This is a genomic window from Mesonia aquimarina (assembly GCF_003667275.1).
In the GTDB taxonomy this organism is placed as follows: Bacteria; Bacteroidota; Bacteroidia; order Flavobacteriales; family Flavobacteriaceae; genus Mesonia; species Mesonia aquimarina.
In genome coordinates this window covers 216,027-227,878 of record NZ_RCNV01000003.1, presented here as the reverse complement: position 1 = coordinate 227,878, position 11,852 = coordinate 216,027, and the positions used below count along the sequence as shown (strand labels likewise).

Genomic DNA, 11,852 nt, shown 5'->3' with positions numbered 1-11,852 from the left:
ATGTTTATCAATTCTAAAAACTTAAGTAAAATCATTGGTTTGATTTTACTTTTTTTTCCTTTAGTAATGACGTCACAATATTATAATGAAAAGGTGGAGGGGAAATTAAAAATAGAAAACAATGATGATTTTTTAACAGTCACCGGAGTAGCTTCAAATAAATTACCAGTCAATAAAAGTCTTCGTTATGAACTTTCAGTGATAAAAAGTAGTGGCGGTAATAATTCTAAAAACTCTCAAAGTGGTCGTTTTACTTTAGAGCCCAATGCTATTAAAGAATTGTCGACTACTTCAATAAATTTAGATACCGATAGCAAGGTTATTATTCTATTGTTAATCTATGACTTAAAAGATAATTTGCTAGGGAAAGATCGGTATGTGATTAATGGTGATAAAGAGGAAAAGCAAGAAGAACAGGATATAAAAACCTATAATGAAGAAGTAAAAAAAAAGGATAGACCTGATGGAATAGTTTTACGGGGTATTGTAACAGAAGATACAAAAACTAAGGCAGGAAATGATTTTTTTAATTACTTTTACAGTAATTATAGAAATGCTAAAATTAATTCTGAAAAAATAATTGTTATTGAAGAGCAATTTAATATGGGGCGTAGTACCAAAATATTAATTAAAATTGATAATAAATTAGTTTTTCAGTTTTTTGCACAACCAAAAGAAGATTATTTACAATCTATGGCAGATATTTCATTACGCCGAGTTAGTAGATATTTACAGCAATTAAAACGTGATGAAGAATCTATAAAAAGATATTAATTTATGAAGAAATTATTCGTTTTGTTATGTTTATTTTTTTCGGTTGCAGGAATAGCACAACAGCTTACCTATCAACCAAAAAATCCGGCATTTGGGGGAGATACGTTTAATTATCAGTGGTTATTGAATTCTGCTAATTCACAAAATTCTTTTACAGAAGATTCTCCAGCAAGAGAGCAAGCTTCAGAATTAGAAAACTTCTCCAGTAATTTAAATAGACAATTATTGAGTCAATTATCTCGGAGTTTTTTAACTTCTCAGATCGGTTCTGGCGGATTAGAAGAAGGAACATATTCTTTTGGGAGTTTAGAGGTAGAAGTTTATGATTCTCTAGAAGGCTTGGTGGTTAATATTTTAGACACTAATACCGGAGAACAAACTCAAGTAGTTTTAGCCAATTAAATTTTATAGATGAGGTATAAATATTTAGCAGCATTCCTTTGTTGTATTTTTCTGTATTCTTGCGGTACTTATTTTAATCAGCCTATTATGCAAGAAGAAGCACGCACAGGCGAAACATCTAATTTAACTGACGAATTAAAAAACTTACCATTGCCAGAAGAGCCTATTGTAGTAGGTGTTTATAATTTTAAAGATCAAACAGGTCAGTATAAGGCGATGGAAAACGGAAGTTCATTTAGTACAGCCGTCACGCAAGGGGGTACCTCTGTGCTTATTAAAGCTTTGGAAGACTCTCAATGGTTTACTCCTATAGAAAGGGAAAACCTAAATAATTTACTTAACGAGCGAAATATTATTCGTTCCACAAGACAAGAGTATAGCAATAATGGGAATAAAAATCAGATTCATTTGCCTCCATTATTATACGCAGGTGTTTTGCTAGAAGGCGGTGTTGTTTCTTATGATACCAATATTCTTACAGGTGGTTTTGGAGCACGTTATTTTGGAGTTGGAGGATCTACACAATATAAACAAGACAGAATTACTATCTACTTAAGAGCTATATCAACTTCAAACGGTAAAATCTTAAAAACTGTTTATGTTTCTAAAACAATCTTATCTCAAGCAATTGATGCAAGTTTGTTTAAATATGTAAATTTTCAGCGGTTATTAGAGGTTGAAACCGGATATACTAAAAATGAACCTGTTCAATTAGCCGTAAAGGAAGCTGTTGAAAAAGCTGTTCAATCTCTTATTATTGAGGGTATTGATGGAGGTTTATGGACAACTAAAGATAAAGTTGCAGGAGCACAGGCGGTAGACCAATACAGAAAGGAAAAAGAGGAAGAACAATCTACTCGATTATATAATAGAGAATATTTGGATTGGAAATATAAAAATGCCTTTAGTTTTGATTTCGGTGTTAATCGATTTATGGGAGATTATGCTAAGAAAAACTTTAGTTATTTAGGAAGGTTAAGTTATAAGAGGCAGTTAACACCTCATTTAGGACTTTCGCTGTCGGGAAGTATTATGGATTTTAATATTGCAAGTCAAGAAAATAATATATATGCAGCAGCAGATTTTAATACTGAAATAACGATTTTACCTTATGATAGATTTGGACCATACATCTACGGTGGTCCTGGAGTTTTATTCGATGTAAATGAGGATGATTCCTTTAGTATGGAAGAAAACTATATAAAACTTCAATATGGGCTAGGGCTTAAGTATGCTATTTCCCCAAAAATTGAGTTTAAGGTTTTTGCAGAACATAATATCACTTTTTCTGATGAGATAGATCAAGTAGTGAGTGGAAAATTAGATGATTATTATTTTAATTTTGGTGCGGGATTGAATTTTTATTTTGGCAATAGAGATAAAAGGAAAAATAAAATAGAAAATAAAACAGAAGAAGAAGTTCAGCCCGAAGCAATTTTGGATGAACCAATAAATAAAACACCAGCGGATGAAAACTAAATTATACTTATCAACTTTATTAAGTTTGTGCGCGTTGCTGTTTTTTTCTTGTGAAGAAGATGGTATAGAAGATAGTTCTGTAGGAACAGTTACAGGAAAAGTTGTTTTAGAAGGTTCTAATGAACCGGTAGAAAACGCAAAAATTTCTACAAATCCGGCAAGTTCTACTGTGTTTACAGATGCATTGGGTGAATTTATTTTAGAGGAGATTCCGGTAGGAGAGTACTCGGTACAATCACAGAAAGATAGTTTGTTAGCAGAATTTGAAGGAGCAACGGTCACCGCTAATTCTACAGTTAATTTGGTTTTTGAAATGCAACCAGAATCAGTTTTAAACGAAGCTCCTATTGCTCCTAAACCAATATCTCCTACAGATAATGCTGCAAACTTAGAAACAACTGTAGATTTTGTTTGGTCTTCTAGTGATACAGATGCAGATGACATAACTTATAAGTTGGAATTGAGAAATCAAGCTAACGATAATGTACTAGTTTATGAAAACATTACCGATACTACCTATACCGTTCACGGATTGAGCTATAATCGAAAATATTTTTGGCAGGTTAGTGCTTCAGATGGTAAAGCAGATGAGGTATTAAGCGAAATCTTTGCTTTTAGAACACTAGAAGTTCCAGTTGCTAGAAAACTGTTTACACGTAAAGTTGGTGGTAATAGTGTTATTTATTCTTTAAATGATAATGGAGATGTTTTTCAATTAACTCCGTCATCAACAAATAGTTTTAGACCTCGAAAAAATAATGAGACCAATAAAATCGCTTTCTTAAGAACTTCCGGTGGGCAAACTCATATTTACACTATCGATGCAGATGGGTCTAATCCTATGCAAGTTACCTCAAATGTTCCTGTTGCTGGATTTAATTTTGAGGTAGTCGATTTTTCGTGGGCAGATAATGGAAACTCTTTAGTTTATCCTAATTTCACAAAACTCTATAAAGTGAATGCGAGTGGAGGAGGAACGACATTATTGTATCAGACAACTAATGGTAACTTTATTACCGAATGTAATGTAGCTGAAGATGATTCTAAAATAGCCTTGATTACCAATAACGTAAATGGTTATGATGCTAGGATTTTTGTGATTAATAATTCAGGATCTATTATTTCTACAATTTTAGAAAATCAGCCGGGAGCTGTGGGAGGTTTAGAATTTTCAGTAGATGGTAATGAGTTGTTATATACTAGAGATATTTCGGGCTTTGAAAATCCAAATTATCGACAATTAAATTCTCATATGTTTATATATGATTTTACAAGTCAGACATCAGTTGATATTTCTTTTAATAAAGTTCCGGGTACCAATGATTTAGATCCGCGTTTTTCACCAACAGAAGCTGAAGTTATTTTTGTTAACGCAAATAATGACGCTATGTCTACAAAAAATGTCTTTAAGTCAAATGTTTTAAATAATACTGAAAGTAGAGATTTGTTGACCACTAATGGAAGTATGCCTGATTGGGAATAAGAACTCTTCTAAATAATTGGTATGCTATTTCTTTAATACTTAACTTTGCGGCTTTATAAATTTATTATGAGCCAAAAAGAAAGTAATCGATACGCACAGCGAGGTGTTTCAGCACAAAAAGAAGATGTACATAATGCTATAAAAAATGTAGATAAAGGCTTGTTTCCTCAAGCTTTCTGCAAAATTGTTCCTGATTATTTAACGCAAGATGATGATTATTGCTTGATCATGCACGCAGATGGAGCAGGAACAAAATCTTCTTTAGCTTATATGTACTGGAAAGAAACCGATGATGTTTCTGTTTGGAAGGGAATAGCGCAAGATGCTTTGATTATGAATATTGATGATCTTCTTTGCGTTGGTGCTACCAATAAAATTTTACTTTCTTCAACTATTGGGCGAAATAAAAACTTAGTTCCTGGAGAAGTTATTTCAGCTATAATTAATGGGACTGAAGAACTTATTGAAGAATTGAAAAACCACGGTGTAGAAATTCACTCAACCGGTGGAGAAACCGCAGATGTGGGTGACTTAGTAAGAACAATTATTGTAGATTCTACGGTAACCGCCCGAATGAAAAGATCCGATGTTATTAATAATGCAAATATTCAGGCCGGTGATGTCATTGTAGGCTTGTCTTCTTCAGGTCAAGCGACTTACGAAAAGGAATATAATGGCGGTATGGGAAGTAATGGGTTAACTTCTGCTCGTCACGATGTTTTTTCAAATTATTTGGCAGATAAATTTCCAGAAAGTTATGATAATTCAATACCCAAAGATTTAGTTTATTCAGGGTCAAAAAAACTTACTTCAAAGATTGAAAATGTTGAATTAGATGCTGGAAAATTGGTTCTTTCTCCAACTCGGACTTATGCGCCAATAATTAAAGAAATACTAGCTAAATACACTTCAAAAGAAATTCACGGTATGGTTCATTGCAGTGGAGGAGCACAAACAAAAATTCTTCACTTTATAGAAAATCTACATGTTATTAAAGATAATATGTTTGATGTGCCGCCGCTTTTTAAATTAATTCAACAGGAAAGTAAAACTGATTGGAAAGAGATGTACCAGGTATTTAATATGGGGCATCGAATGGAGATTTATTGTCCAAAAGAAATTGCGGAAGATCTAATTAAAATTTCAAAATCATTTAATGTTGATGCTCAGATCGTTGGTCGAGTAGAAAAAGCAGATCAAAAACAACTAACAATAAAAAGCGACTTAGGAAGTTTTCACTATAAATAAGCCCAAGTTTAGTGATGCCCAAAAAAATCCTTACACTTTTTTTCTGTACACTAGTTACTTTTTCCTATGCGCAGAACAGGGTAAAAGTATCTTATGTTAATGAGTTAGAAACCTACGATGAAATTGAGTTTATTAATACTCAAAAAAGTGAGCCAATAAAACAGTACCTTAGATGGTATGATTACAAAAGTTTTTGGACCAAATTAAATCGATTTGGTTTAGATGTTAGTGAGGTTGCTTTTGTTAACTGGAATGCCGGAGGGACTAACTCTATTTCCGGTTTGTTTAATGTTGATATAAAACGAGTTTTCGAGAAAGGAAATATACGTTGGAAAAATGAGCTGATTGCTCATTATGGAATTAATAAACAGGAAGGACAGGGCTTAAGAAAAACGGAAGATAATTTAGAGATAAACTCAACCTTTGGATATCGAAAAGATACGCTATCGCATTGGTTTTATTCAGCTAAGTTTAACTTTAACACCCAATTTTCTAACGGGTATACTTATCCTGATACTTCTAAAGAAATATCTTCAATAATGGCACCTGGATATTTGTTTTTAGGTATCGGAGCAGAATATGGTGGCAATATAGAGCGCTTAACTTTTTATGGTTCTCCACTGACTATGAAATCTACTTTTGTGCTAAATCAAGAATTAGCAAATGAAGGTGCTTTTGGCGTTACTCCGGCGGTTATAGATGAAGATGGAAATGTTCTTAAAGAAGGTGAAAATGTAAGAACAGAACTTGGTGTTTTGTTGACAAATGAATTTAATGCTCAACTTTTTGAAAATATAGGTTTTTCTAACCGATTGAGTTTGTATTCAGACTACTTGAATAATTTTGGAAATATAGATGTAAATTGGGAGTTGAACTTTAATTTTAAGGTTAATGAATATGTACTTGCTAAATTAGGATCGCACTTAAAATATGATGATGATGTGATTATTCAAGAAGAAAACGCAGATGGAGATTTGGTAGGTATTGGTCCAAGAGTGCAATGGAAACAACAATTAGGGATTGGTGTTATTGTTGAATTGTAATACTAGATTAAATAGCCGTAGTCAATTAAATCTTTCTTACTTTTTATAGCAGAAATTTGTTGATTACGGGCTAAATAAATTTCATCTGAAATAGCTAAAACATCACGGTAAAAATGATCGGTGATGATAATTATTTTCGACTTCTTTTTTTCTTCAATTAAAAGCTTAATTTTTTCAATAATTAACGGAGCAAGATTAGAAAAAGGTTCGTCTAATAACAAGACCTTACTGCTGGAATTTAAAATTAGATAAACTTCTATTATTCTACGCTCTCCGCCTGAAAGTGCTTTAGGTTTTGAATTTTTATAGATAGCAAATGACTCAAAATTTTCAATAAAAATAGCCCAAGAAATTTTATATGCCGAAAAAATTTGTTGCAAGTTTAGATGAGTCGGTAAAAAATGATATTGCGGTAAGTAAGCAACCCAATCGGTTTTGTAAAACTTCTTTAAAACAGGTTTTTTATTGATGCGTAAAAGTTTATATTTTGGTTGTAAACTTCCATAGATTATTTTTAATAAACTTGTTTTTCCGCTTCCATTTCTCCCAAAAATTCCAACTACTTGATTTTCTTCAGCAGTTAGAAAAACAGACTTTAAAATCAGTTTTTTTCCAAAGTATAGTTCAACATTATCAATTTCTAATTTCATACCGCAAATCCTATTAATTTATAACAAGCAGTAACCAATAAAGAATCAATTATTACAGCTCCTATAAGTAGTTCGCGTATTGAAATTCCTAGATTTTGGTAAAAAACAAACGGTGTTTTATTGTCTTTTATATTTTGCCAAAATAGAAAAGTACCGAAAAAAAATATTTTGAAAATAATAGTAGTAAATAATGGAATGGAAATAAAAAACATTAAAAAATTGGCTAAAAAGGAAGCAAGAAAAAACTGCTTGTAAAAAAGCCAAATGATGTTTAATTTTTGAAGCATAACAACGAATCTACAAAAAAAAGATACAAGAAAAACTCTTCCTTAAAATTCATTAAAATTATCGTAAATTTGCAACAATTAGTTGTAGAATATGATAGACAAATTAAATATAGTAAAGCAACGTTTTGATGAGGTGAATGATTTAATTATTCAGCCTGATATTATTTCAGATCAAAAGCGTTATGTAGAGTTAACCAAAGAATATAAAGACTTAAAGGCATTAATGGTAGAGCGTGAAACCTATATGGAGTTAACGCAAAACATTAAAGAAGCCGAAGAAATTATAGAAGACGGTAGCGATAATGAAATGGTTGATATGGCCAAAATACAGTTAGAAGAAGCTAAAGAACAATTACCCGCTTTAGAAGAGAAAATACGCATGATGTTAGTGCCAAAAGATCCGGAAGACGCTAAAAATGCTGTAGTAGAAGTGCGTGCCGGAACCGGTGGAGACGAAGCGAGTATTTTTGCCGGCGATATTTTTAAGATGTTGACTAAATATTGTGAAAGCAAAGGCTGGAAAGTAAGCACAGTAGATTTTTCTGAAGGAACCAACGGCGGATTTAAAGAAATTCAGTTTGAAGTTTCGGGTGAAGATGTTTACGGAACTTTAAAATATGAAGCCGGTGTGCATCGTGTGCAACGAGTACCACAAACTGAAACTCAGGGTCGTGTACATACAAGTGCCGCAACAGTTATGGTTTTTCCGGAAGCCGAAGAATTTGATGTAGAAATCGACCCTAAAGATGTTCGTATAGATTATTTCTGTTCGTCAGGTCCAGGAGGTCAGTCGGTAAACACCACTTATTCTGCGGTACGTTTAACCCACGAACCTACCGGAATTGTGGCGCAATGTCAAGATCAAAAATCGCAGCATAAAAATAAGGAGAAAGCTTTTAAGGTTTTACGCTCACGTTTATACGATATGGAATTGGCAAAAAAGCAAGAAGAAGATGCGGCAAAACGTGGTTCTATGGTTACAAGTGGCGATAGAAGTGCAAAGATTAGAACCTATAACTATCCGCAAGGTCGTGTAACCGATCACCGTATTAACTTAACACTTTATGATTTGTCGAATATTATTAATGGTGATATTCAAAAAATTATTGACGAATTAAAGTTAGTGGCTAATACCGAAAAATTAAAAGAAGCATCAGATTCGTTGTAAGCGAGTTTACGTGTTAGCGGGTAAACGAGTTTGGAAATCATGAAATATGTCATTAACCTATAAAGAACTAGATGTTTATAAAATTTCTTTTAATCTTTTTATAAAGACACATCAATTTTCTCATCGATTACCTAAACATGAGTTATATGAATTGGGTAGTCAGATTCGAAGAGCGGCAGACTCTGTAAACTCTAATATTGTTGAAGGTTATGGTAGAAATCGTTATAAACTTGATTTTATTCGATTTTTAGTTTATGCGCATTCTAGTAATGATGAATTGATAAATCATTTAAAGAAAGTTGAAATTTTATATCCTGAATTAGAGCCAGAAGCAATTGAATTAATTGATAATTATAACAAATTAGGGAAAAAGATAAATAAGTTTAAAAAATACGTTGAAAGTAATTGGAGATAATTTATTTGCCCGAACACCCGAAAACTCGAACACCCGAAATATGACTACCCAAGAACTTACCGCACAGATTCAACAGAAAAAATCATTTTTATGCATCGGTTTAGATGTCGATTTAGAGAAAATTCCGCAGCATTTATTAGCTGAAGAAGATCCTATTTTCGAATTTAATAAAGCAATTATTGATGCTACGCATCATTTAGCGGTTGCCTACAAACCTAACACCGCTTTTTACGAAGCTTACGGAATTAAAGGTTGGCAAGCTCTGCAAAAAACTATTGATTATTTAAACAAAAATTATCCTGAAATTTATACCATTGCTGATGCAAAACGCGGCGATATTGGCAATACTTCCACCCGATACGCCAAAGCTTTTTTTGAAGATTTAAATTTCGATTCTATCACTGTTGCGCCGTATATGGGAAAAGATTCTGTTGAACCGTTTTTAGCGTTTTCAGAAAAACACACTATTTTATTAGCTTTAACTTCTAACGGAGGTGCGTTCGATTTTCAAACGAAAAAAGTAAATCAGCAAGAACTTTATAAAACCGTTTTAGAAACTTCAAAAACCTGGAAAAATTCAGAAAATCTAATGTATGTTGTTGGTGCTACAAAAGCTGAATTTTTTACGGAAATTAGAAAAATTGTTCCAAAAAGTTTTTTATTAGTTCCCGGCGTTGGCGCTCAAGGCGGAAATTTGCAAGAAGTTTGTAAATATGGTTTAAATGAAAATATAGGTTTGTTAATCAATTCAGCTCGTGGAATTATTTACGCTTCCGCGGAAGAAAACTTTGCTGAAGCTGCTGCCGAAAAGGCAAAAGAGCTTCAAAAAGAAATGGAAGCAATTTTAGATAATCAATAGAAATTTTAGTCGTCATTTTTTTCTGAAGATTCGCTGAAGTTTTAAAATTTTCTTATTTTACTTTTATGGAATTTCAAGACCAGCTTCAACGGCAACTAAAACTCGATAAAACACCAGAACGAATTATTTCACTAGTTCCCAGTCAAACTGAATTGCTGGTAGATTTAGGCTTGGAAGATAAATTAATTGGGGTCACAAAATTTTGTGTTCACCCATCAACTATCAGAAAAGAAAAAACTGTAGTTGGCGGAACAAAGGAAGTAAAGGTTGAAGAAATTGAGGCCTTACAACCTGATATTATTCTTTGTAATAAAGAAGAGAACACGAAAAAAATGGTTGCTGAATTAGAAAAAATTGCGCCAGTTCACGTTTCTGATATTCATAATTTAGAGGAATCCTATGAAATGATTCAGCAATACGGAGAAATTTTTTCGGTGGAAAAAAATGCTTTAAAACTTATTGAAAAAATTCAGGAAGAGTTTTTAGATTTTCAAAAATCAATTGAAAATCAACCTGTAAAAAAGGTGGCTTATTTTATTTGGCGAAATCCGTGGATGGTAGCCGGCGGAAATACTTTTGTCAATTATTTATTAAAGCTTAATAAATTTGAAAACGTCTATGCAGATATTGAGCGCTATCCGGCAATAAAGTTAGAAGAATTGCGAGAAGTAGATTATGTGTTACTTTCTTCAGAACCATTTCCATTTCACGAGAAATATATTTTTGAATTTGAACCTTTTGTAAATACCGATAAAATAAAATTTGTAGATGGCGAATATTTTAGTTGGTATGGTTCGCGTTTAAAAAATGCTTTTCAGTATTTTAAAAATCTACGTGTTGAATTTTAAAAGATTATTCTTTTAATAATTCGTTTGGATCTTTTCTTACTTTTAAGGGAATATCTTCTTCTGTTCCGTAGAGTTTTAATTCGGTTATATCTGCCGGTAAATTGAAACCATTTGCAGCTAATTCTTCTTTTACTTTTCTAATAATTAATCCTCTTAGCACGCGAGAAGCAACGCGATAATCGATGGTGTTTACCCAAAAAAACACTTTTAAATTGACGGTACTTGCGGCTAATTCGTCTTCAATAACAAAATTTTCGTGTGTATCATCATGAACAATATCAGGTTCATTCCGTAAAATTTCGTTGATATGTGATTTTGCAGCTTGAATATTATCTTCATAACCAATTCCGATAACAAAGTCGACTCTATAAAAACCATCGGCGGTATAATTTTCGACAGGTTTGGTGAGTACATCGCTATTGGGAACGTAAATATCGCGACCATCAGTCGTTTTAATATGCGTGTAACGAAAATTTAAGGCTTTTACTTTTCCGAATAAGGTATCGATTTTGATAGTATCGTTAATACTAAAAGGTCGGTTAAAAGCTAAAATAATACCGGCTAAAAAATTCTTTCCGATATCTTGAAATGCAAATCCTAAAATAATCGCAGCGCCTCCTGCTGCAGTTAAAATTCCAGTTGCAATTCCACTTAAACCAGCTACCTGTAAGGCTATAGTAATTGCTATAAGAATGAGGATAATTTTAATTGCTTGTGCTAAAAATCTTGTCATTAAAGGGTCTTGCGCCCTGTTTAAAAACTTTCGCTTATAAAAATTAGTTATGGATTTCGCTATGAGAATTCCAGCAACAATGATAAAGATCGCCAACGCGATTTTGGGTAATATTTCTAAAAAATTATGATAATAATTTTCTAGTGCTTCTGAAATTGTTTCTGAAGGTGCTTGAAATAAAAACATAAAACTGAGAATTATGCTTTCAAGATACAAAATAAAAGCAATAGGAAATTAGAGAAAATGATATCCAGTTGCTTTAACCTGAATGATTATGCGAAAAATCTTGCCTATTTTCTAATTTTTTTAATTCTCTCAAAATGTTTCTTGCTTTTTTATTTAAATAGTCACTTTTTTTCTTGTTTTTTGGAGCAATTTCGTATGCTCTTCGCATTAGCGAACAGTATTTTTCCTTTAATTTTTGGCGTCTATTTTTTCCTTTTAACCATTCTAAAAATTTCAT

The 11,852-nt window shown here is 32.4% G+C and carries 13 protein-coding genes; 10 read left to right on the top strand and 3 right to left on the bottom strand.

The features are described from left to right. From csgH to D9R05_RS06470, 6 genes are all read left to right on the top strand, one after another. The gene (csgH, locus tag D9R05_RS06495) at positions 1 to 774 is read left to right on the top strand and encodes a curli-like amyloid fiber formation chaperone CsgH (RefSeq protein WP_121666403.1); all 774 of its coding nucleotides are present in this window, start codon (positions 1 to 3) and stop codon (positions 772 to 774) included. A 3-nt stretch (positions 775 to 777) separates the two neighbouring features. Then, positions 778 to 1,176, top strand: a complete 399-nt coding sequence (locus D9R05_RS06490; RefSeq protein WP_121666402.1) for a curli production assembly/transport component CsgF — start codon at positions 778 to 780, stop codon at positions 1,174 to 1,176. A 9-nt stretch (positions 1,177 to 1,185) separates the two neighbouring features. After that, positions 1,186 to 2,655 (top strand): CsgG/HfaB family protein, encoded by a 1,470-nt coding sequence (locus D9R05_RS06485; protein WP_121666401.1) that lies wholly within the window; start codon positions 1,186 to 1,188, stop codon positions 2,653 to 2,655. Next, the gene (locus tag D9R05_RS06480) at positions 2,645 to 4,138 is read left to right on the top strand and encodes a carboxypeptidase regulatory-like domain-containing protein (RefSeq protein WP_121666400.1); all 1,494 of its coding nucleotides are present in this window, start codon (positions 2,645 to 2,647) and stop codon (positions 4,136 to 4,138) included. Before D9R05_RS06485 ends, D9R05_RS06480 begins: the two co-directional genes overlap by 11 nt. 66 nt (positions 4,139 to 4,204) lie before the next feature. Then, positions 4,205 to 5,386 carry an AIR synthase related protein gene (locus tag D9R05_RS06475; protein WP_121666399.1) on the top strand — a complete coding sequence of 394 codons (1,182 nt, stop codon included), beginning with the start codon at positions 4,205 to 4,207 and terminating at the stop codon, positions 5,384 to 5,386. A 14-nt stretch (positions 5,387 to 5,400) separates the two neighbouring features. Beyond that, positions 5,401 to 6,429 carry a DUF3078 domain-containing protein gene (locus D9R05_RS06470; protein WP_121666398.1) on the top strand — a complete coding sequence of 343 codons (1,029 nt, stop codon included), beginning with the start codon at positions 5,401 to 5,403 and terminating at the stop codon, positions 6,427 to 6,429. Positions 6,430 to 6,431: 2 nt separating this feature from the next. Here D9R05_RS06470 and D9R05_RS06465 read toward each other — a convergent pair whose 3' ends face one another. Beyond that, a complete protein-coding gene (locus D9R05_RS06465) occupies positions 6,432 to 7,079 on the bottom strand; it encodes an ATP-binding cassette domain-containing protein (protein WP_121666397.1) in 648 nt (215 codons plus the stop codon). Positions 7,080 to 7,457: 378 nt separating this feature from the next. Here D9R05_RS06465 and prfA point away from each other — a divergent pair, with 378 nt between their 5' ends. The 4 genes from prfA (at position 7,458) to D9R05_RS06440 (ending at position 10,656) form a co-directional block, all read left to right on the top strand. Next, complete coding sequence (prfA, locus tag D9R05_RS06455) at positions 7,458 to 8,534, top strand: peptide chain release factor 1 (RefSeq protein ID WP_121666395.1); 1,077 nt, start codon at positions 7,458 to 7,460, stop codon at positions 8,532 to 8,534. A 46-nt stretch (positions 8,535 to 8,580) separates the two neighbouring features. After that, on the top strand, positions 8,581 to 8,949 hold the full coding sequence (locus D9R05_RS06450; RefSeq protein ID WP_121666394.1) for a four helix bundle protein: 369 nt from the start codon (positions 8,581 to 8,583) through the stop codon (positions 8,947 to 8,949). Positions 8,950 to 8,989: 40 nt separating this feature from the next. Beyond that, positions 8,990 to 9,808: an orotidine-5'-phosphate decarboxylase gene (pyrF, locus tag D9R05_RS06445; RefSeq protein ID WP_121666514.1), complete on the top strand. Its 819-nt coding sequence runs from the start codon at positions 8,990 to 8,992 to the stop codon at positions 9,806 to 9,808. A 65-nt stretch (positions 9,809 to 9,873) separates the two neighbouring features. After that, on the top strand, positions 9,874 to 10,656 hold the full coding sequence (locus D9R05_RS06440) for an ABC transporter substrate-binding protein (RefSeq protein WP_121666393.1): 783 nt from the start codon (positions 9,874 to 9,876) through the stop codon (positions 10,654 to 10,656). Positions 10,657 to 10,660: 4 nt separating this feature from the next. On the opposite strand, the gene D9R05_RS06435 is transcribed toward D9R05_RS06440, so the two are convergent. Beyond that, complete coding sequence (locus tag D9R05_RS06435; protein ID WP_121666392.1) at positions 10,661 to 11,575, bottom strand: mechanosensitive ion channel family protein; 915 nt, start codon at positions 11,573 to 11,575, stop codon at positions 10,661 to 10,663. 73 nt (positions 11,576 to 11,648) lie between these two features. Next, positions 11,649 to 11,852 carry a Lacal_2735 family protein gene (locus D9R05_RS06430; protein ID WP_121666391.1) on the bottom strand — a complete coding sequence of 68 codons (204 nt, stop codon included), beginning with the start codon at positions 11,850 to 11,852 and terminating at the stop codon, positions 11,649 to 11,651.

Coding starts and splice junctions, on each gene's coding strand:
- prfA (WP_121666395.1), top strand. CDS start 7,458: ATGATAGACAAATTAAATATAGTAAAGCAACGTTTTGATGAGGTGAAT.
- pyrF (WP_121666514.1), top strand. CDS start 8,990: ATGACTACCCAAGAACTTACCGCACAGATTCAACAGAAAAAATCATTT.
- D9R05_RS06465 (WP_121666397.1), bottom strand. CDS start 7,079: ATGAAATTAGAAATTGATAATGTTGAACTATACTTTGGAAAAAAACTG.
- D9R05_RS06475 (WP_121666399.1), top strand. CDS start 4,205: ATGAGCCAAAAAGAAAGTAATCGATACGCACAGCGAGGTGTTTCAGCA.
- D9R05_RS06450 (WP_121666394.1), top strand. CDS start 8,581: ATGTCATTAACCTATAAAGAACTAGATGTTTATAAAATTTCTTTTAAT.
- csgH (WP_121666403.1), top strand. CDS start 1: ATGTTTATCAATTCTAAAAACTTAAGTAAAATCATTGGTTTGATTTTA.
- D9R05_RS06430 (WP_121666391.1), bottom strand. CDS start 11,852: ATGAAATTTTTAGAATGGTTAAAAGGAAAAAATAGACGCCAAAAATTA.
- D9R05_RS06440 (WP_121666393.1), top strand. CDS start 9,874: ATGGAATTTCAAGACCAGCTTCAACGGCAACTAAAACTCGATAAAACA.
- D9R05_RS06490 (WP_121666402.1), top strand. CDS start 778: ATGAAGAAATTATTCGTTTTGTTATGTTTATTTTTTTCGGTTGCAGGA.
- D9R05_RS06485 (WP_121666401.1), top strand. CDS start 1,186: ATGAGGTATAAATATTTAGCAGCATTCCTTTGTTGTATTTTTCTGTAT.
- D9R05_RS06470 (WP_121666398.1), top strand. CDS start 5,401: ATGCCCAAAAAAATCCTTACACTTTTTTTCTGTACACTAGTTACTTTT.
- D9R05_RS06435 (WP_121666392.1), bottom strand. CDS start 11,575: ATGTTTTTATTTCAAGCACCTTCAGAAACAATTTCAGAAGCACTAGAA.
- D9R05_RS06480 (WP_121666400.1), top strand. CDS start 2,645: ATGAAAACTAAATTATACTTATCAACTTTATTAAGTTTGTGCGCGTTG.